The organism is Gulosibacter hominis (assembly GCF_904842695.1).
Taxonomy (GTDB): Bacteria; Actinomycetota; Actinomycetes; order Actinomycetales; family Microbacteriaceae; genus Gulosibacter; species Gulosibacter hominis.
Genome location: NZ_CAJGWQ010000007.1, coordinates 27,019 through 47,168, shown reverse-complemented (window position 1 = coordinate 47,168; position 20,150 = coordinate 27,019). Strand labels below are relative to the sequence as shown.

The 20,150-nt window shown below is 62.6% G+C and carries 20 protein-coding genes and 1 riboswitch; of the genes, 16 read left to right on the top strand and 4 right to left on the bottom strand.

The annotated features are described in order from the left end of the window. Positions 1 to 151 precede the first annotated feature (151 nt). On the top strand, positions 152 to 2,449 hold the full coding sequence (locus JMV54_RS06115) for a metallophosphoesterase (RefSeq protein ID WP_201518041.1): 2,298 nt from the start codon (positions 152 to 154) through the stop codon (positions 2,447 to 2,449). Positions 2,450 to 2,542: 93 nt separating this feature from the next. Further along, positions 2,543 to 3,907 carry a serine hydrolase domain-containing protein gene (locus tag JMV54_RS06110; protein WP_201518040.1) on the top strand — a complete coding sequence of 455 codons (1,365 nt, stop codon included), beginning with the start codon at positions 2,543 to 2,545 and terminating at the stop codon, positions 3,905 to 3,907. A 16-nt stretch (positions 3,908 to 3,923) separates the two neighbouring features. Here the strand turns inward: JMV54_RS06110 and JMV54_RS06105 are convergent, their stop codons facing one another. Next, complete coding sequence (locus JMV54_RS06105; protein ID WP_201518039.1) at positions 3,924 to 4,760, bottom strand: exodeoxyribonuclease III; 837 nt, start codon at positions 4,758 to 4,760, stop codon at positions 3,924 to 3,926. 52 nt (positions 4,761 to 4,812) lie between these two features. Here JMV54_RS06105 and pyrE point away from each other — a divergent pair, with 52 nt between their 5' ends. Together pyrE and JMV54_RS06095 are read left to right on the top strand one after the other, a co-directional pair. Then, positions 4,813 to 5,370: an orotate phosphoribosyltransferase gene (pyrE, locus tag JMV54_RS06100; RefSeq protein ID WP_201518038.1), complete on the top strand. Its 558-nt coding sequence runs from the start codon at positions 4,813 to 4,815 to the stop codon at positions 5,368 to 5,370. A gap of 8 nt (positions 5,371 to 5,378) precedes the next feature. Next, on the top strand, positions 5,379 to 5,900 hold the full coding sequence (locus tag JMV54_RS06095; RefSeq protein ID WP_201518037.1) for a septum formation family protein: 522 nt from the start codon (positions 5,379 to 5,381) through the stop codon (positions 5,898 to 5,900). Here the strand turns inward: JMV54_RS06095 and JMV54_RS06090 are convergent, their stop codons facing one another. From JMV54_RS06090 to JMV54_RS06080, 3 genes are read right to left on the bottom strand one after another with little or no spacing between them, the layout of a single operon-like run. Then, a complete protein-coding gene (locus JMV54_RS06090; RefSeq protein ID WP_201518036.1) occupies positions 5,901 to 6,545 on the bottom strand; it encodes a TrmH family RNA methyltransferase in 645 nt (214 codons plus the stop codon). It abuts the gene before it with no gap. Between the two features lie 9 nt (positions 6,546 to 6,554). Continuing rightward, the gene (locus tag JMV54_RS06085) at positions 6,555 to 7,562 is read right to left on the bottom strand and encodes an ABC transporter substrate-binding protein (protein ID WP_201518035.1); all 1,008 of its coding nucleotides are present in this window, start codon (positions 7,560 to 7,562) and stop codon (positions 6,555 to 6,557) included. Continuing rightward, positions 7,559 to 8,368 (bottom strand): ABC transporter permease, encoded by an 810-nt coding sequence (locus JMV54_RS06080; RefSeq protein WP_230972719.1) that lies wholly within the window; start codon positions 8,366 to 8,368, stop codon positions 7,559 to 7,561. The genes JMV54_RS06085 and JMV54_RS06080 overlap by 4 nt, the downstream gene beginning before the upstream one ends. A gap of 102 nt (positions 8,369 to 8,470) precedes the next feature. Further along, positions 8,471 to 8,598, bottom strand: a riboswitch (FMN riboswitch). A gap of 432 nt (positions 8,599 to 9,030) precedes the next feature. Between JMV54_RS06080 and JMV54_RS06075 the strand changes: the two genes are divergently transcribed. From JMV54_RS06075 to JMV54_RS06020, 12 genes are all read left to right on the top strand, one after another. Further along, the gene (locus JMV54_RS06075) at positions 9,031 to 9,699 is read left to right on the top strand and encodes a hypothetical protein (RefSeq protein ID WP_201518034.1); all 669 of its coding nucleotides are present in this window, start codon (positions 9,031 to 9,033) and stop codon (positions 9,697 to 9,699) included. A gap of 95 nt (positions 9,700 to 9,794) precedes the next feature. Further along, on the top strand, positions 9,795 to 10,232 hold the full coding sequence (locus JMV54_RS06070) for a DUF3151 domain-containing protein (RefSeq protein WP_201518033.1): 438 nt from the start codon (positions 9,795 to 9,797) through the stop codon (positions 10,230 to 10,232). 81 nt (positions 10,233 to 10,313) lie between these two features. Continuing rightward, on the top strand, positions 10,314 to 11,600 hold the full coding sequence (locus JMV54_RS06065) for an adenylosuccinate synthase (RefSeq protein ID WP_201518032.1): 1,287 nt from the start codon (positions 10,314 to 10,316) through the stop codon (positions 11,598 to 11,600). Positions 11,601 to 12,065: 465 nt separating this feature from the next. Further along, complete coding sequence (locus JMV54_RS06060) at positions 12,066 to 12,686, top strand: GNAT family N-acetyltransferase (protein ID WP_201518031.1); 621 nt, start codon at positions 12,066 to 12,068, stop codon at positions 12,684 to 12,686. A 4-nt stretch (positions 12,687 to 12,690) separates the two neighbouring features. Continuing rightward, complete coding sequence (gene deoC / locus JMV54_RS06055) at positions 12,691 to 13,395, top strand: deoxyribose-phosphate aldolase (protein WP_201518030.1); 705 nt, start codon at positions 12,691 to 12,693, stop codon at positions 13,393 to 13,395. 6 nt (positions 13,396 to 13,401) lie between these two features. After that, on the top strand, positions 13,402 to 13,725 hold the full coding sequence (locus JMV54_RS06050; protein WP_201518029.1) for a chorismate mutase: 324 nt from the start codon (positions 13,402 to 13,404) through the stop codon (positions 13,723 to 13,725). 106 nt (positions 13,726 to 13,831) lie between these two features. After that, positions 13,832 to 15,199, top strand: coding sequence for a D-arabinono-1,4-lactone oxidase (locus tag JMV54_RS06045; RefSeq protein WP_201518028.1), 1,368 nt, complete (start codon positions 13,832 to 13,834; stop codon positions 15,197 to 15,199). An 88-nt stretch (positions 15,200 to 15,287) separates the two neighbouring features. Continuing rightward, the gene (locus JMV54_RS06040; protein ID WP_201518027.1) at positions 15,288 to 15,617 is read left to right on the top strand and encodes a hypothetical protein; all 330 of its coding nucleotides are present in this window, start codon (positions 15,288 to 15,290) and stop codon (positions 15,615 to 15,617) included. Between the two features lie 2 nt (positions 15,618 to 15,619). Next, entirely contained in the window at positions 15,620 to 17,293 is a 1,674-nt protein-coding gene (locus tag JMV54_RS06035) for an AAA family ATPase (protein ID WP_201518026.1), read from the top strand. A gap of 50 nt (positions 17,294 to 17,343) precedes the next feature. Continuing rightward, a complete protein-coding gene (locus tag JMV54_RS06030) occupies positions 17,344 to 17,808 on the top strand; it encodes a hypothetical protein (protein ID WP_201518025.1) in 465 nt (154 codons plus the stop codon). 102 nt (positions 17,809 to 17,910) lie between these two features. Next, entirely contained in the window at positions 17,911 to 18,237 is a 327-nt protein-coding gene (locus tag JMV54_RS06025) for a hypothetical protein (protein ID WP_201518024.1), read from the top strand. Beyond that, positions 18,234 to 20,126, top strand: a complete 1,893-nt coding sequence (locus JMV54_RS06020) for a hypothetical protein (protein WP_201518023.1) — start codon at positions 18,234 to 18,236, stop codon at positions 20,124 to 20,126. Before JMV54_RS06025 ends, JMV54_RS06020 begins: the two co-directional genes overlap by 4 nt. Positions 20,127 to 20,150: the final 24 nt, after the last annotated feature.

The window sequence follows — 20,150 nt, the reverse complement described above, 5'->3', positions numbered from 1 at the left end:
CCGGGTGACCGAAGCGCTAATGCTCGGCGAAAACTCGCGTTCCCCGGCCAGTTGGGCCAATACAGCTGCCTAGTCTGGCTGCGATTGTGTCGTTCGGCGGCACAACTTCGACCACAACACAGCCTGGCCACAACACAGTGAGGAGCGCTCCGTGCCACGTTTTCCCCAAGTCACTCAGCGAACGACAACGTTGATCGCCGCCACCTGCATGGCATTTGGCGTCACCGTAGCCACGCCAGCCTTCGCCGCCGATGAGCGCAGCTCGTTCGATTCACCCGCGCTGGCATCGGTGAATGAGCTACCCAACGTGGTTGACAAGAAGACCGTCCCGGTCGACCCGCGTCCCGGCTTCCGTGTGCTTCCCTATCTGCAGAAGCCAGCCGCTGACCAGATGACCATTAACTGGTTCAGCGAACAGGGCAATGACGCGACCCTCATCGTCACCGGCCCCGGACTCCCCGAGGGCGGTAAGAGCTTCACCGTCAGCGGTAAGCACAACCCGGTCACCCAGTACCAGGACTATGAGCTGAACCAGGGCGACTACACCCACAAGGGCGGCGATGGCAGCATCGTGCGTTCGGCGTCGAAGGGCAGCTGGATTCGTGCCAACGGTTCGTTCAAGTACAGCCAAACGATCACCGAGCTGCAGCCGAACGCCAACTACAGCTACTCGGTGATCCTCGACGGCTACCGCCACGACGCCACCTTCTCAACCGCGCCAGTAACCGGAAGTGAATTGGATGAGCGGTTCTACGTCGTCGCCATGAGCGACTCGGAGACCGAGCCCCGCGGTCGCGTGCGATACCGAGAGTGGGAGCAGACCCGCGAGCTGGGTGCCGAATCGGAGGCGCGACCCGGCCAGGGCTCAGCCTATGACACCCGCTTCGGTGGCGGCGAGCGCAACGGTCAGTATGCCGTGAACTATATGCTCACCGAAGACGACGGTCAGTACTACAACAACCAGATCATTGCCGAACGTCAGCCTGATCTGCTGCTCATGCCCGGTGATCTCGTTGAGCAGGGGTCGAGCCAAACCCACTGGGATGACTATTTCCGTAATTTTGCTGGCGATCGCGGTCACCTGCTCGACAGCATCCCCGTATTTACCTCGCTCGGAAACCACGAAGTGTACGGCTACGGAAAGCCCGAAGACCGCAGCTCGATCGTGCGCTCGCGGATGTATTACAACCACTACTTCGACACCTTCGGTTCCGATAACCCGAGCGCGATGGACGCCTACCACCGCATCGACCAGGGCAAGGTAACCTTCATCTCGCTTGACGTCACCAACGGTCAGCCCGACTCGACCAAAGACCAGGCACAGGAAGACCCCCAGCAGCGCTCGGCCCGCACCGACGAAAACCTCACCCCCGAGCAGTACGGCACCGACACGCAGGGGGTGTTCACGCTCGAGGAATACCAGCGTGACTTCCACGTGGCCCAGGACAACGACTGGATCGATGAGCCTGTTGAAAACCAGCAGCCCGACCAGCCGAGCTTCATGCCTGGTTCTGAGCAGTACAAGTGGTTCGAAGCTCAGCTACAGGATGCGCGCGAAAAGGGCCAGATCATTGTCGTGCAGTGGCACCACGTTGCCTACTCGAACGGTGTGCACGGCACCCCGATGGGCAATGAGTTCCCGGATGACCAGCCGGGTGTTCCCACCCGTCACCTCCAGCCGCTCATCGAGAGATACGGCGTGGCCGCGGTAATTTCGGGCCACGACGAGATGTTCCAGGCCAGCTACGTCGATGAAAACAACGACGGTATCGGCGTCTACCACTGGGATGTGGGGGTCGCCTCAGACGGCCTGCGTGCTGACAAAAAAATCCAACTTGAAGACGGCAGCTACGAGCCGCAGAATTTCAACACGCACGAGGTGTGGTCGGCTCAGCGAGACGAACCCGAGGTGTGGCAGACCAACGAAAATGGTGTGCAGCACCTGGTTTCGGGTGGTAAGCACTACGGGCACCTTGACATGGTGTTCGACAAGTACACCGGCAGCTGCACTGACATCGAATCGCAGCTGACCATGACCCCGGTCGCCTCGTTCCCCATCCTCGATGACGACTACAACGTGGTTCGCACTGAACGTCGCGAACTGACCGGCGGTGTGCAGCACGTCTACTTCAATGCGGCCGGTCAGCCGGTGAGCGAGAACGATTGCGACACGACGACTCCTGAGCCGACCGACGAACCGACCGCCGACCCGACCGACGAACCGACGGCTGAACCCACCGCCGACCCGACCGCTGAGCCCACGGCTGATCCGACGGCCGAGCCCACCAACGAGCCGACGACCAAGCCGACGGCCAGTGAGGCTCCCACGCAGGATGCCGATAGCCTCGCCACCACCGGTAGCGAGGGCGCACTTGGCTTGCTAACGCTCGCCGCCGCCACACTCGCCGGTGGCCTGCTGCTGCGCGGCCGGCGCCGCCGGGCCGAATAACGCCCGAACCCAACGAGGGGGTTACCGAGTGCGTGTTCGCTATTCGGTAACCCCCTCGCACAATCACACCCGAACCTGGCACCATTGGCACACGTGAGTAGCCCACGCATCCATCCGCACCGCATCCAGCCCAACCGCCGTTCGCGACTGGCCCTGATGGGGTTCACCCTGATGCTCATCGCGGCCCTGCTGGTCGGTTGCGTTGGCGGCAGCCAGCCGGGCCCCACCGCGCTGCCGCTGCGTCCCACCGCGACGGCCGATTTCAGCACCGATGAGCTGCAGCAGGGCCTCGACGACATCGTCGCCGCTGGTGTGTCCGGCGCCGTGATTGAAGTGCGCGTGGGCGACCGGGTGTGGAGCTCGGGCGCGGGCGTGGCATCACTGCGATCAGAACTCCCCGCGCGCCCGGAACAAACCTTCCGCGTGGCCAGCCTCACCAAGCCGATGCTCGCCGCAATGGTGCTGCAGCTGGTCGACGAGGGCAAAGTCGCACTCGACGACCCGTTCAACGACTACTTCCCGCAGCTGTTCACAGATGCCCCCGAACCGGTGACCATTCGACATCTGCTGCAGCACACCTCCGGGCTCGACGACTACATCGCGCAGCTCGGGCTAGAAAACCCCGAGCGCATCCCCGAAATTCTTGCCACGCCACACAAACCCGAAGACCTACTCAAACTCGCCACCAAGCAGGGCTGGCGGTCAACCCCCGGAACCGAGTACTTCTACTCGAACGCCAACTACATTGCCCTGTCGATGCTGGTCGAAAAACTCGACGACCAACCGCTCGCCGAATCGCTGCGCACCCGCATCACCGAGCCGCTGGGGCTGAACTCCACGCGCATCCCCGAAGGCACCGAGCTGAGTGACGATCACCTGAACGGCTATTTCACCGAGCAGGGCTTCAGCATTGAGGTGACCAGACAGGATGCGTCACTGTGGTCGGGTGCCGGCGGCGTCGAATCAAACGTCAGCGATATCAACACCTTCATGCGCGCGCTCATGAGCGGCGCGGTGGTCCCGCCCCAGCTGCTCGCCGAAATGACCGAGCTCAGCGGCGACGGCTACGGGCTGGGGCTGCAGGGCCGCGCCGACAGCTGCCCCGATCGAGCTCCCGTCTACCTGCCGCTGGAGATTTCGGATGCCGACGGTGAACAATCGCCGCAACCGACCTCAATGCCGCAGGGTGAATCGACACCCACGGCCGCCGCCGCTCAACTCGGCAGCGCCAACACTCCGGCAGCCACCGAAGGCGAAGAAGTGCAGATCGGCGAGGCCGGTGTGGTGTACGGACACCTGGGTTCCGGGCTCGGATATCGAGCACTGACCCTCACGAGCCCCGACGGCGCCCGCCAGGTCACGATCGCCTGGAACGGTTCGCCCGTAAACTACGGGGATGATCCGCGGGTCGACCTCGTCTACGAGCTCGCCGATAAGGCGCTCTCGGTCGACTGCTAGCGGGGATGCATCCCGGCTAAAAAATCATCGGCCGGTCATCATCCAGCTCGGTTTCAACATCGAGCTCAACCACCACCGGAACGTGATCGCTCGGGCCATCACCCTTGCGCTCATCCCGCACAATTTCACCGGCGGTGACCAGCTCGTCAAACTCGGGTGTTCCGAGAATGAAATCGATGCGCATCCCCTCGTTTTTTGGGAAGCGCAGCTGCTGGTAGTCCCAGTAGGTGTAGCCCTCAACGCCTCGCGAGCGCAGCGCATCCACGAACCCGTCCTCGAGGAAGGCGTTGAATGCGGCGCGCTCGGCTGCCGAAACATGCGTGCGCCCCTCGAACGCCGCCATATCCCACACATCGATATCGAGCGGGGCGATATTGAAATCGCCCATGAGTGCCAGCGGGGCTCCCGGATGCGCGGCTCGCCACTGCTGAATATGCTCGCGCAGCGCCGCCAGCCACTCGAGTTTGTACTCGTAGTGCGGGTCGGTGAGTTCGCGACCGTTGGGAACATACAGCGACCAGATGGTCACGCCCTCGATCTGGGCGGCCAGTGCGCGTCCCTCGCGCGGCAACTCACCATCGGCGCCCGGCTTACCCCAGCCGGGCATGCCCCCAAATCCCTCGGTGATTTCGTCGATCGGCAGCCGCGAAGCAATCGCCACGCCGTTCCATTGGTTCAAACCCCGAGAAATGACCTCGTAACCGGCTCGCTCAAACGGTTCATAGGGGAACTGTTCGGGTTTGCATTTGGTCTCTTGTATCGCGAGCACATCAATATCGGCTCGCGTGATGAAGTCGACAACCCGGTCGACACGGGTGCGGATGGAGTTCACGTTCCAGGTGGCGATGCGCATTGCTCCACCGTACCTGTCACACGGTGCCGAAGTTCCGACATACACTGGCGAGGTGACTGACGCGCGTGCATCCCTCATCGAACTCATCAAATCGGAGGCCGTTTTCCACGGTGATTTTGTGCTCACCAGCGGCAAACGAGCCCCCTACTACATCGACCTGCGCAAGCTTTCGCTCGACCACCGCGCCGCGCCGCTGATCGGTGATGTGCTGCTCGAGCTGATGGCCGAGTTCGGTGAAATTGCCGCTGCCGGTGGCCTCACCATGGGTGCCGACCCGCTCGCGAACGCGGTGCTGCACCGCTCGGTTGCCGCGGGCAAACCCATCGACGCGTTCGTCGTGCGTAAAGAACCAAAAGACCACGGCCGCGGCCGCCAGATTGAGGGCGCCGAGGTTGCGGGTAAGCGCGTTATCGTGCTCGAAGACACCTCCACCACGGGCGGCTCGCCACTGAAGGCTGCCGAAGCGCTCGAGCGGGCCGGTGCTGAAGTGGTTGCGGTGTGCACTATCGTCGACCGCGCCACCGGTGCGGCTGAGCGCATCGAAGCCGCCGGCTACCCCTACCGCGCTGCCATCACGCTCGACGACCTCGGCCTGCCGCCGATCGAATAGCACCCGCGATGCCCACAGCATCGATCGAACGCAGCCGACCGCAGCGAGTGCGCTGGCTGCTCATCGGTGTCATTATTTTTGTGCTCGCGGTGGTGGCCGGGCGCTTATTGGCGACCCGGTTCATCCCGGTAGCCGAACCGCCAACCCCAACACCCACGCCCACCGCAACCACGCTCGCGGATCTGACCGCACCCACCTGCCTGGATGCACCGCTGACCGAGCTGCCGGATGAATTTGCGCCGGTCGACTGCGCCGGTCCGCATCGCACCGAACTGGTGGCGCAGGTATCGATTGCCGAAGCACTCGAACTTGAAGACAAATACGAGCGGCCGCGCGAAGAGCCGCTCTCAGCCCACGCCATGCTCGCCTGTCAGCAGGCGGATGCGTTCGCCGAAGTGAGCGACGAGCGGCTCGCACAGGTGGAAATTGTTGCCGTGTGGCCCACCAAAAAACAATGGCAAAAAGGGATGCGTGACTACGCCTGCTTTGTCACCGCGGATACGCCGTGGCAGGGTGCGTTCAACGAATAGCTACTGCTGTGGCAGGCGCCAGCCGTGCACATGCTGCAGCACCCAGGCGTACATGGTCGCGGATGCGGCAGCGCCCACATTGATCGAGCGGGTCGAGCCGTACTGCGTGATGGCAACGCACAGATCGGCGGCCGCCAGCACCTCGGGCGAAACACCCGGCCCCTCCTGCCCGAACACCAGCACACAGTCGCGCGGCAGCGGCGTCGTCTCAAGCGGCACCGAACCGGGCACATTGTCAACCGCCACGATCGCGAGACCGCGCTCACGCATCCGGGCCACAAAACCATCAACCTCGGGATGGTGATGCACGTGCTGGTAGCGGTCGGTCACCATCGCACCGCGCCGATTCCAGCGCTTATTGCCAACGATGTGCACCGCCGCAGCCCCGTAGGCATTGGCCGAACGAACAATTGAACCGATATTGAAATCGTGCTGCCAGTTCTCCACCGCAATTTCAAACGGGTGGCGCTCGCGGTCGAGCTGTTCGACAATCGCTGCCATCGTCCAGTAACGGAAACGATCGACAACATTTCGGCGATCACCCTCGGCCAGCAGCTGCCGGTCGTAACGCGGATCGTCGGGCCAGGCAGCTTCACCGCCCGGCCACGGGCCAACACCAACCTCGGGTTCGGTCGAGTCGTTCATAGCTGCAGACTACGGCAGGAGCTCGTTGGTGTAGGCGGCGGCACAGTCAACCTCACCCGAAATCAGCTGCGCGGCGGGCATGAACTCGCACATCCGCTCCCAGGTTTCAGCATCATTGTGCAGCAGCGGCTGCCCGGCCACCGGCTGCATGAGCTCGTTCGTTGCCAGCAGCGTCGCCAGCGCATCCTCGCGCGCCTGCTCGGTCGACAGCGTCGGGATGTATTTGGCGGCAATTTTGACGGTCTCGTCGGGGTGCTCGAGGGTGTATTCCACGCCGCGCTGAATGGCCGCGAGGGCAGCGGTCACGTCATCGTCGCGCGACTCGATCACGCTGTGCGAGGCGCCAATGGCGGGGCCAACCAGCTGCGGGGCATCCGCGTCAACCGCGGCGATGGTGCGCACCTTGAAGCCGGCTGCTTCGAACTGCACGGCATCGTTGTTTCGGAAGCCCATGACCGCATCCACCTTGCCCGAGGTGAGTGCCGCCTGCTGCGTGTAACCGATGTGCTCAATTTGCACCTGGTCGCTATCAAGGCCGGCATCAGCCAGCAGCGCCTGCAGTGCGAACCAGGTTTCACCATAGGGGCCCGGCACACCAACAGAGTGGCCGGCAAGATCGGTGGCCGATTCAATCGGTGAGTCGGCCGGCACAATCAACACCGCCGGATATTCGGTGTAGAGGGTGCCAATTGCGGTTACCGGCACACCGCCTGCCGCGCCCTGCAAAATTTCATCCCCGGCGGCATACACGAGATGCTCACTGCCGCCCTCGAGGGCACCAAAAAGCGCCTCACTCTCGCCGTGGTGACGCAGCTTCACATTCACGCCGGCCTCATCAAAATAGCCGAGCTCTTCGGCCACATAGATCGGCGCGAACTGAATATTGGGCGTGTAGGTGAGCCCAATAGTGAGCTGATCGCCGGATGCGGTCGGTGCGCAGGCCGAAAGCGCCAGTGCGGCGGATGCGGTCGCAACAGCGGCCAAAAACTTACGGATGCGACGGTGAAGGCGGGTCATGCGGGTTTCCTTTTGATGCGGGTGCGAGAAAGCGATTCGAGAATGCGAAGCACAATAAACAGCCCAACGGCCAGCACCACGAGCATGATGAGGGCGCAGAACAGGCCCTCGGTGTCATTGGCGTCGCGGTAGAGGGTCAGCAGCAGCCCGAGCCCGTGGCCGCCCATGGTGAACTCGCCCACCACGGCGCCCGTGACCGAGAGCGCAGCCCCGGCGCGCACGCCGGCGAGCACACTCGGCAAGGCCAGCGGAGCCTCAACCCAGCGCAGCGACTGCCAGCGACTGGCACCGTCGAGGCGGGCGGCTTCGAGCACCTCGGTCGGCAGCGCGCGCACCCCGAGCACCGTGGTGATGAGCATCGGGAAAAACGCCACGATCGCGCAAAGAATGGCGATGGGCGCGAGCCCGTAGCCGATCCACAGTGCCAGTAGCGGCGCGATCGCCACAGCCGGAATTGCCTGCGAGGCGGTGATGTACGGGGTGAGGGCAAGGTCGGCCCAGCGCACGCGAGCAACCAAATAGCCGAGCGGAACCGCCACGAGCACGGCGATGACACTGCCAACGAGCGCCTCAACGAGCGTGACCCCGGTATGCTGCAGCAGCGGGCCACCGGCGAGTTCCTGCGTGAAGCGGCCAAAAAGCGTTGACGGGGCGGGCAAAAACACCTCGGCGACCACGCCGGCGCGCACCACAAGCTCCCATGCTGTGACCAGCACGAGCGCAAAAACAATCGGCGCCAGCCAGTGCATCCGGCCAGCCCTGCGGCCGCGGATGCGTGCGGCGCCGACTGTGGTTGGGGCGGTCATGATTCTCCTCGGTTAGTCCGGGGAGAGTGGCAGCATTGCCAGCAACCGCCGCACCGCAGGTAGCGGTGAGGCTATAGCTCAAATCGCAATGCCGAAACATTGCGCGTGCGCCTCTCATCCGGACTTTCACCGTCGGTGCTGGAATTTCACCAGCTCAACCGCTACCTGGTTGGCAGCGGGTCGCGGACTTTCACCGCCGGTTCGGAATTACACCGACCCCGGAGCACGTTTGTTGCATCCACCATACGCTGATCGGCAGGTCGTTGTCAGATCGCGATGCGCCCGATCGCGTACCAATGTCATTCCCGTGGCCGATGAGCCTGCTGTTAGGCTCGGCAAAAGACACCTTCACGGTGCCAGGGCAGGGTGGCTCGACGGCTGAGGCCCACGGTCGCTCGATACCTGTGGGTCAGCCCGCTGTAAATGGAGCGAATATGAATCAGCCACCGCAAACTCCGCCGAACTGGAACTCGCAGCCCCCGCATCCCGGGCCCGGCTCGCATTCGGGTGACCCAGGTCCGCATTCGGGGCCTGGTCCGCAGTACCCAAACCCGCACGGGGGCGCGAACCAGCCGCGCCGGGCCCAGCATCCCGGGCCATCGGCACCGAACCGTATGCCGAACCAGCAATACCAACCGGGTTTCAATCATCCGCCGCAAGCAATGCATCCCGGCCCCGGCGCACCCCCTCCCTGGCCGGGAAACCAAACGCCGCCGCAAAAACCGCGACGTACGGGGCTCATCATCGGGCTCACAAGCGTCGGCGTGGTCGTTGTTGCCGGCGCGATTATCGGTTCAATGCTGCTATTCGGTGGGCAGGATGCGCGCCCCAGCAAAGATGCCGAAGCGGCACCGGCCACGAGCGAGGAAGCGGCTCCCGAAACCACCGACACTTTTGAGCCGAACGACCCACCGTCGAACTTTGATGGCGATGTGTTCGCCGAACGCGACGCCTTTTTCGCCGAACAACAGCTGCCCCTCGACGGCACCCCGCTCAAGGCAGTCACGCCCGAACAGCACGCCTTCATTGACGAGATGAAAAGTCGGGGTGGGCAGTGGAGCGATGAACTGGAGTGGACCGCGCTGGCGCTGGCAATGGACGCCTGTGAAACCTCAATTTTGAACTCGCACAACGTCGACGCAGACACCGTGCGCATGCACGCGGCCACATCACCCCTCGTCGCCGATATGGCCAGCGGCGCAACCGAAACTGAACGCATCCGAATAACTGACGGTGCAATGAACATCGCCGCCACGGGTGTCAGCTATATCTGCTCGGCCGATCACCGAGACTGGTCGAACGCGCTCGCAGAAATTAACGGCGACTGGTAGCGAGCTTTTTGTTCGTGCCGTTCGCACCGTTTGTACCGATCGCACCTGGCATCCGAAGCATCCCTTTCAAATAACGACGACCTACCATCAGAAACATGCACCCACAAAACCTGCTCAGCATCCCCCCGACGCTATTAGAAGCCGAACCCGAGGTGCTCGACGACCTCTCGCACCTGCCGGCAACGCTGCCGGCGCTCGAGGCCATTGTCGCCAAACACCCCGCATCCTCACTCGCCTGGGCCGAACTCGCCCAGCAGGCCCGCCGCGAAAAACAGACCATCCAGGCCTACGCCTACGCGCGCGTCGGCTACCACCGCGGCCTCGACGCGCTGCGCAAAGCCGGCTGGCGCGGGCAGGGGCCGGTGCCGTGGTCGCACGAACCCAACCGCGGCGTGCTCAAATCATTCTGGCTGCTGCAGCAGGCCGCCGCCGCCATTGGTGAAACCGATGAGGTGGACCGCCTCGGAGCGCTGCTGCGCGACGCTGACCCAAACGCCGGCGCAGCCATCGCTAGCGAGCTCGGCGGCGACTAGAATAGGAAGTTGGTCCGTGCCCCGAGCACGTGACCTCGCGCACACATCGAAATCTCGCGCACAAACGAATTGAGGATGGCCATGGCCGGCGTAGCAATCATCGGAAGCCAGTGGGGCGATGAAGGTAAGGGCAAAGCCACCGACCTTCTCGGCAGCCGCATCGACTATGTGGTGAAGTTCAACGGCGGTAACAACGCCGGTCACACCGTGGTTATCGGCGACGAAAAATATGCCCTCCACCTGCTGCCCTCCGGCATCCTCTCGCCCGGCGTAACCCCGGTGATCGGCAACGGTGTCGTGGTCGATCTCGGTGTGCTGTTTGAAGAACTCAACCACCTGATCGAGCGCGGCATCGACGTGTCGAAGCTGCAGGTGTCGGGCAACGCCCACGTCATCCCCGAATACAACCGGGCACTCGACCAGGTAACCGAACGCTTCCTCGGTAAGCGCCGCATCGGCACCACCGGCCGCGGGATCGGCCCCACCTACGCCGACAAAATCAACCGTGTCGGAATCCGCATCCAAGACATCTTCGACGAGCGCATCCTGCGCCAAAAAATCGAAGGCGCGCTGGTGCAAAAAAACGAACTGCTGGTGAAAACCTACAACCGTCGCGCCTTCAGCGTCGACGAGATCGCCGACAACCTGCTCTCGTACGCCGAGCGCCTGCGGCCGATGGTGGGCGACACCTCGCTCGAGGTGCACCGCGCTCTCGAAGCGGGCAAGACCGTAGTTTTTGAAGCCGGGCAGGCGACGATGCTCGACATTGACCACGGCACCTACCCGTACGTCACATCATCTTCAGCAACTGCCGGCGGGGTGGCGACCGGTGCCGGGATCTCGCCGCGGCAGATTGACCGCATTGTGGGCATCCAGAAGGCCTACATCACGCGGGTTGGTTCGGGGCCGTTCCCAACCGAGCTGCATGACGCCGATGGCGACCGGCTGCGTGAGGCCGGCGGTGAGTTCGGTGTCACCACCGGGCGCCCACGCCGCACGGGCTGGTTCGACTCGGTGATTGCGCGCTACTCGTCGCGGATCAACGGCTTTACCGACATTGTGATGACCAAGCTCGATGTGCTCTCAGAGTTTGAGCGCATCCCGGTGTGTGTCGCCTACGACGTGGATGGCCAGCGCTTTGATGAGATGCCGCTTTCGCAGAGCGACTTCCACCACGCGAAGCCGATCTACGAATACTTCCCGGGTTGGCAGGAAGATATTTCGGGGATGCAGCACTTCGACCAGCTGCCCGCTAACGCGCGCGCCTATGTTGAGGCCATCGAAGAGCTCTCGGGTGCCCGCATCTCGGCTGTTGGCACCGGCCCGGCGCGCGACCACATCATCGAGCGCCACAACCTCCTCGGCTAGCAGCTGCCTGATCTGGTCTGCCCGGCTGGGCCTGCCTGGCCCGGCCCGGCCACGTCTGCCTGCCTGGCTGTTGCAGATTTTTGTTTCCTGGCATCAGATTTTTGTTTCCTGGCATCAGATTTTTGTTTCCTGAACTCAGAAATTTGGCTGCAAAACCGGCCTATTTGGCCTGAAACAGCCTGAAACAGCCGGTTTTGCAGCCAGGAAACAAAAATCTGCAGAGAACTGCATCCAGGAAACAAAGTTCAGCAGGCGGGATGCAGCCAGGAAACAAATCTCCTCAGCAGGGATGCAGTCAGGAAACAAAAATCTGCAGGGGCAGGGCTCGGCAGGTGCCGGCGAGACAGGGGCAGGGCTCGGCAGGTGACGGCGAGACAGGGCAGGCAGAACAGGCCAGGCAGGCAGAAGCGGCGGGACAGGCAAGCGCGGATGCGGTTCTCAGGGCGGATGCGGTTGGATACCCCCATGAGTGCAGTGCAGCTTCCCAGCCCCGCAGCATCCTTGACGGGCCACCACGTGCGGCTGGAACCGATGTCGATCGCCGGGCTGCGCGAAGTGGCACCGCTGCTGCGCGCACCCGAGGTGTTCGCGGGCGGCCACGGCGGCGGACCCGCAGCGATGCCCGCATCCGATGAGGGATACGTCGAGTTCTTTTCGACCTATTGCCCGTGGTTGCGCGGCGGCCGCAGCTATCTGGTGCGCTACGGCGATCGGCTCGTGGGCACCACCTCACTGTATGAGTTCAATCCGAACACGTGTTCAATCGCGATCGGATACACCGCCTATGCCCCCGAAATGTGGGGCACGGTCGTGAATCCGGATGCAAAACTCACGCTACTGCGGTGGGCGTTCGACAGCGGCTTCGAGCGCGTGGTTTTTCATGTGGCGGCGGGTAATGAGCGCTCGCGCGCCGCGGTCACCAAGCTCGGCGCGCAACTGGATGGCGTGCTGCGCCACGACCGGAAATTGGCTGATGGCAGCTGGGATGGCACCGCGGTGTTTAGCATTCTGGCTGCGGAATGGCCGCAGATTCGTGACGAACTCGAGCGGCGAATCGCCGCGGCGACCCCGAAGGTGCGAGGATAGAACCATGACGAAACTCACTCGTGACGAGCTTGCCAAATACATCGACCACACCCTGTTGAGCACCGATGCCACCAACGAAGACGTCGCCGCGCTCTACGCCGAAGCGGCCGAGCTCGGCACCTACGCGATCTGCGTTTCGCCGAATATGCTTCCCGTTGGCGCAGCCTGGGGCGACACCGAGGCCACCGCCACCGAAATCGCCGCGAACGGCCCGCAGGTCGCGACCGTCATTGGCTTCCCCTCGGGTAAACACCACTCGAGCATCAAAGCGGCCGAGGCAGTTCGTGCCGTCAGCGATGGCGCCACCGAGCTCGACATGGTGATCGATATTGCCATGCTCAAGGCGGGTCGTGACGACCTGGTTGAGGCCGACATCGCTACGGTGCGTCGCGCGGCGCCCGCCCCGGTGGTGCTGAAGGTAATTATTGAATCGGCCGCGCTCACCGATGATGAGATCGTCCGCGCCTGCCAGGCCTCAGAGCGTGCCGGCGCCGACATGGTGAAAACCTCCACCGGCTTCCACAAGGCTGGCGGCGCGAGTATCGAGGCCGTGAAGCTGATGCGCGAAACCGTGGGCGATCGCCTGGGCGTGAAAGCTTCCGGCGGCGTGCGCACCTACGAGGATGCGGTGGCGATGATCGAGGCCGGTGCCAGCCGCCTCGGGATGTCGTCGGGCAAGGCAGTTCTGGCCGAAGCGCCGACGGAGTAGCCGTTCATGACCGAAACTCCCGAATCAGCACCGTCGCAGGCTGCCGCGCTCGAGCAGCTGCGTCAGCTGCGCTGTTCGATCGACAATTTTGATGCGGCACTCGTGCACATCCTCGCTGAACGGTTTCGCTGCACGCAGCGTGTCGGTCAGCTAAAGGCCGAGCACGGGCTGCCCGCATCCGATCCCGACCGTGAGCAGCGACAGGTTGCGCGGCTGCGTGAGCTCGCAAAAGAGTCGGATCTCGATCCGGAGTTTGCCGAGAAGTTTTTGGCGTTTATCGTTGCTGAGGTGATTCAGCACCACCTGCGGATCGCGGGTGAGGAGGGCTAAGCACGCGCGCATCCCCAATAGTCGCTGTCTCCCGGCGGTTGGCTGATTTCAGCTGAGCCAACCGAGGTGAGCAATAACCGCACTGAGTAAAGGACCTGCAATCGTAATGACCGAGCAGTCACGCCGAACCGGCAAGTCGACTCGCACTGCACCCAAGCGCTGGTCGAGTAATTGGCGTAACTGGTCGGGCGAGGTGAGTGAACGCTCACAGATGGCAGCTGGCCCAACGAGCGAAACGGCAGTCAAGGCGCTGGTCATCGGGGCCGGTGGTTCGCAGCTGCCGGTGAAGGTGGTTGGTGCGGGCCACTCGTTTAATGACATTGCCGCCACCGAGGGGCTGCGGATGCACCTTGACGACTATCGCGGCCTGGTTTCGGTGAACGAACAGAGCCGCGTGGCTACGTTCCGTGGCGGCACACGATTGTCCGAGATCCCCGGCTTGCTGGCGCCCCACGGTTTGGCGCTCGCGAACCAGGGCGATTCGGATGCACAAACTATTGCGGGCGCAATTTCAACCGGCACGCACGGCAGCGGTCTGGCGTTTACGGGCCTTTCGGCGATGGTGAAGTCGCTGCGGATCGTGCTGGCTGACGGTTCGATTATTTATTGCGATGAGCGGATGCATCCAGAAATTTTCGAGTTCGCGCGGCTCGGTCTCGGGGCCCTTGGCGTGATCGTTGAGGTGGGGATGCAGTGCGTCCCGGCTTTTCGGGTTGAGGCGACCGAGGGAGCGGAGCCGCTCGATGAGGTGCTGGAGAGCTTCCAGCAGCGCTCGCGTGAAAACGATCATGTGACGTTTATTTGGTATCCGCCGGCGCAGCGTGCCTATGTGAAAACCTTCCGTCGATTGGCGGAGGGTGAGGAGCCCGAGGGTGTGCCGCCGCTTTCAAGGGCATCGCGGTTTATGGACGGCGAAATTGTGCAGAACTGGGGTCAGGGCCTGCTTTCGTCGGTGGGCGCGGTGGCACCGGGAATTGTGCCGCGCGTGAACCAGGTGTCGAGCAACCTGATGTGGGAACGGCAGTACGTTGCTGATTCGCATGAGGTGTTTGTTTCGGCTCGGCGGGTGCGGTTTAACGAGGTGGAATATGCGGTGCCGTTCGAGGCCGGAGTTGAGGCGGTGCGTGCAATCCAGCGCCTGATTACCGACAATGACTGGCGCATTTCGTTCCCCCTCGAGGTGCGCACTGCGGCGGCCGATGATGTGCCGCTGTCGATGGCCTATCAGCGCGATTCGATGTATATCGCGGTGCACCGCTACCGCCGCGAATCGCATCTTGAATATTTCGGTGCGGTTGAAGAGGTGCTGCGCGACTTCGACGGCCGGCCGCACTGGGGCAAGCTGCATTCGCTGCGGGCGCCGCAGTTTGCTGAGCTGTATCCGCGTTTTAACGAGTTTGTGGCGCTGCGTGATCGGCTCGATCCCGACCGGGTGTTTGACAACCACTATCTTGAGCGGGTGCTCGGCAGCTAGCTCGACCAGCGGTTTTTCGGAATTTACGTTCGCGGTCGATTTTTCTGTTACCCTCGCGGCCACTTGCGGCACGTGAGAGGAGAGCGAAGTGGCGCTCGAAGTGGTCAGTGGAGACTTTCAGCGACTCGCCGATGCATTGGCAGAGGTTGCCGGGGTGATCTCGGGTTCGGTGCACGTCAATAGTCTTCCGGGGGAGGTGTCGTCGGGGATGCCATCGAGCGGCTCGGCGGGGGCGGCCGGTTCGGCGGCGGCCAAGATTAAGAGCGCTGCGAGCGCCCTGGCGTCGGCGATCGACTCGGATGCTACGGCGGCTTCGCTCGTTGATACGACGATGCAGCAGACTGATGCGGGCAATGAGGCTTCGCTGAAAATCGAACACCAAATGAGGGACTACACCTATCCGGGAGGCGGGCAGTAGCCATGATGAACTGGAGCGAACTGCGCAGCTGGAAATCTGGCCCGATCTTCGCCGCCTACGACGAGGTTTCGCGCTGCGAACAGATTTTGAGCGATGCCAGTGAGGGGCTTTCGGATGCAGGAACGGCGCTGCAATCGGAGGGCGAGTCAGCATCGGCCGCGCGCGAGCAGGTGCAAAACCTGCGCCGTCAGGCGGATCAGCTCGAGGCACTGCTGACCGATCTGATGCAGGGATGCTTGGGTGCGGCCGGCAAGGTGGCGCGTATTGAAGCTTCGGTGCCGGATGTTGATTCGTTTGCGAGCGCCAACGAGTTGGAGATTCACGATCCGGGAACGGTTGTGGTGAGTGCCGCTCGCGAGGCGCAACTGCAAGCGATATTGAGCGTAGGGGACGCGGCTGCGGTGCAACTCTATAATTTGGAGCGCCAGAAGACAGACAGCGCCAAAATGCGGTGTCAGGGACTGGTTGACGAGGTGCGGAACCGGGCAAATGATGCCGATCGTCGATTCCAAAGCGTATTGACGAGCGTGGCTGCGGGCGAGGTTTCGGATGTGGCATCGCTGCTTTCACAGCTCAACGGTGAGGGCACCGGCGGGGTCTTTGACGGCAAGACCCCCGGTGAAGTGCAGGCGCTGTGGCAGTCAATGTCATGGGAAGAGCAGCGTGCCATGATGGCGATGGATCCTCATGGCCTCCTCAATAGGGAGGGATTGCCGCCAGAGATTCTTGAAGAAGCCTCGCGCATCAAGATGGGTGAAGAAATCGACGGGATGCTGGCGCGTCGCAATGAGATCGATGAGCGGCTGAAAGAACTGGAGGGGAGCCTTCAGGCGCGCTATTTCCCAATTGAATCTGGTGCGAGCAGTGAAATACGGTCGCTTGAAGAAGAAAGAAAGCGGATCAACGAGCAGATCAACCTGCGGCAGCGCGCGATCGACAAGGGCGGATTTGTGATCTACGACCCTGAAAACGGCAATATCGTCGAGCGGGTGCACACCGGCGGCCCGGGGCCCGCTGAGCACGTCGTTACCTACCAGCACGGTACGGGTGGCAACTACGACGGTGTTTTCGACGGCTCGTCAGGCGCCGTCGCGCGGGATGCTGTCAAGCACGCCGACGCTCAAGGCGCCACTGATCTTTATATCCACCACCAGGGCGATGCGATTGGCTGGTTCGGCGACGACGCCAACTCGAACGAAGCATTCCTCGATAACAAAGGTGCCCAGCTCGCCGACTTCCAAGAGTCACTTTATGTGCAGGAAAACAACCGCGACGCCAAGTACCACGGAATTGGTCACTCAGCCGGAAATAGTGTTGTCACCGGATCTGAAATGCACGGGGCGCGCTACGACAGTGTCACCTCGCTATCGGGATCCTTCATGCCGGAGGGTTGGCAGGCCGACCCGAACACCGAGTACCGGCACTATCACTACGAGGGTGAACCAATCAATGCGGTGGGCATCATGAAAGACAGCCCGAGCGAAGACCCCGCTTTTGAGACAAAACAGTTTGATTCCGGTAGGGATCTCGGATGGCATTGGTACAAGCCGCTATCGGTGCCCGGCTGGGTGGATGCGGGCGTGGACGCCTATAACAGCCACACCACATCCAGCAAGGGCTCCGACCAGAATGGGCCCATCGTCGACCAGGTAGTGAAGGACATCTACGGTGACTAATATCCAGCCGGCAAGCATCCCGGTGCGGCGATAACAAAAAGGAGCCAAAAATGAGCGACCCGATCGACGAGACAGTTCCGGCACTCAATGTGACCGGCGCAAAAGCACGGTCGCTCGCCCTCATCCAGCAGCTGCTTGACCGCATCCCCGTAACCGAACTGGCACCACCCGAAGCGCAACCGGCCGCCGTGGGCGCGGTGCCGCGCACCCTGCATCCGGGGCGAGGGCCGGGAACAAAACGCTATCCCGGCACCGCCGCGAAGAGTCTGCGCGATGTGCCCTCGGCCCATCGATGCGCGGCCGAGCTCGTGAACTGGCTCGACGAACAGCCCGACTGGACCGCCCTCGACCGCTACCTCGACGAAGACTTCCCACGTTTCCACAGCCCCGACGGCTACGAGGTGAGTGTGAGCGTGCTGCGTCCCGCCGAAGGATTTCCGATGGTGTGCGTCAATGTGGTGAGCCCCGATTTTGTGCCACCGCGTTCGCATCACCAGGCCATTGACCGCTACTAGCCACCCGCAACCGCCCAACGACAGCGACGTAGTGCGCAGATCATCTCCAACCGTTACACTCCGCCCAACTAACCCGTTTCGAGCTGCCAAGGAGCGAGCCAAATGCTGGAATCACGTGCCGGTGATCTGAGCCGTCTCGCCTCGAATCTCGACGCTGCGGCTGCCGAGCTCGGTGCCGCCATCAAACTGGATGCATCGGCACCGCTGGTCGAGCAAGCAATGCCGGGTGCCCGGTCAATATCGGCGGCGCTCGCGGCCGCCCGCGCCGTGGATGCAAAAGCCCGGGGGATCGTGCAGCAGCTGGGTGAATCGGCTACCGCCGCTGTCGAAACCGAACGCCAATTTAATCAGACCGACAGCCGGCAGGCGCAGGGAATGTCGAGCGTGTGGCTGCCCTCCGGCAACTATGGCTACGGAGCCGGCTCATGACCGGGTGGGCGCAGCTGCGGTTGTGGCAGGCAGAGCCGCTCGATGAGCTGCTCGCCGAAATCGACCACGACGAGCGGGTGGCGCAGGAGCAGAGCGAAGCGCTCGACGATAGCGTTGCCGCGATTGACTCATCGGGGCTCGCGGCCGATGCGGCACGCGCGAAGGTCACCGCACTGCGTGACAAAACCGACCACCTCGAAGCGCTCCTCACCGACTTCCAAACCGCCACGCAGACGGCGGCTGCAGGAGTTCGCGCCATCGTCGAGCGGGTGAAAGCCTGCTATGACTACGCGCAAACGCACGATCTGGTGCTCACCGATGATGGAACCGTGCTGCTCGGGCAAGAAATATTCGTGCGCGCCCAATTCGAACTCGAGATCGCGCGCAAGCTGAATCCTGCGGCAACGCTCGAACAGCAGGCGTCGTATGTGGCTGGCAAGAGCGCGCAAGCAGAACTCGAACGCACGATTGCGGAAGTCATCAACACCGCCGAATCGGTTGATCGGGCCTTCGCCAGCGCGCTTGAACGCATCAATGACGACAATGTGAGCGATGCGGCGCAGCTGATGGCGAGCGCGAACGGTGAGGCAATCGATCTGAAGGCGCTGTGGGGCGACGACACCCCGGCTGCTGAGGTTCGCGCCCAGTGGGAGACGCTGAGCCCGGCCGAACAGACCGCGCTCATTCAGCAGCATCCCGAGTTCATCGGTCAGCTCAATGGCATTCCGTTCGACCGTCGGGTGGAGGCCAACGACATCAATATTGCGCACACGCGCGAGCTGACCGCATCCGAACTCAATAAGCTGCGCGAAGAACTCGCTGACACGAAGTTTTGGCAGTTCGGCAAGCGCAAAGAACTCGGCGAACAGATTGCCGGGCTCGAACGTGAAATTGCCTACTATGACGCGCTCATCGACGGGCCCGGCGCGGTGCTGTTCGACCGGGCGAATGACCGCATCATTGAGGTGGTTGGTGATCTCAACGACCCGAACCTCAAAGATGTGCTCACCTATGTGGCACCCACCGGTGGCCAGTGGAGCAACTTCGTTGATGGCGAAATCCAGCTCGTCACCCGCGATCAGGTAGAGCGCGGTGCCCAGCTCAACAACCCAACCGCCGGGTTCGTCTACAAGGACGGGCCATGGGTGGAATGGTTGTTTAGCGAACGCGGCAACGCCAACAATGAGTTTCTCAGCAAGACTGGTTCCGATCTCGCTGACTTTCAGGCGGCGATGGCGCTTGAAGACTTTGCGCAGCGTGCCGATATCAATATCGCCGGCCACAGCGCCGGACACTCGGTGGTTGCCGCATCCGAAACCCACGGTGCGCAGTACGACCAGGTGTTTTCGCTCGCGGGCTCGTATATACCCGCCGGTTGGGAACCGAATATCGGTACGCAATACGACCATATGACCTACGGCTATGACGCGATCCACACGCTCGATAGCTATCGCGATTTCGCCCGCGACCATGACGGCCTGCTCAACGATCTCGGTTCGGCAAGCTCCACTGCCGGTAGCGGGTTATCGACGGCGGGTGGCTGGCTGGCAGACCGCGGTAAGAGCTTCGACGCCTGGTTTATTGACGATGCGATGCGCTCGGCCGGCGACTGGCTGCATGGCAAGGGTACGTATCTCGAAAACATGGGTAGGGGCCTCGACGCTGGCGCCGATCTGATGGCCGACACCCCGAATCAGAGCATGTCGTACGAGAAGCACTCGTTTGAAGCGCAGTACCGCAGTGATGACGACTACCGTTTCCGGCCTTTTGGGCAGTACGGCTGGAGCACCGAGATCGGCCCGATCGATAGCCACTGGCGGGTATCGCAGGGCGCTGAACGAAACGGACCGGTGCTCGAGGCGATGTTCGCCGAGCTGATCGCCAAATAGTTGCCGCCCAGTGAACACCCGCGC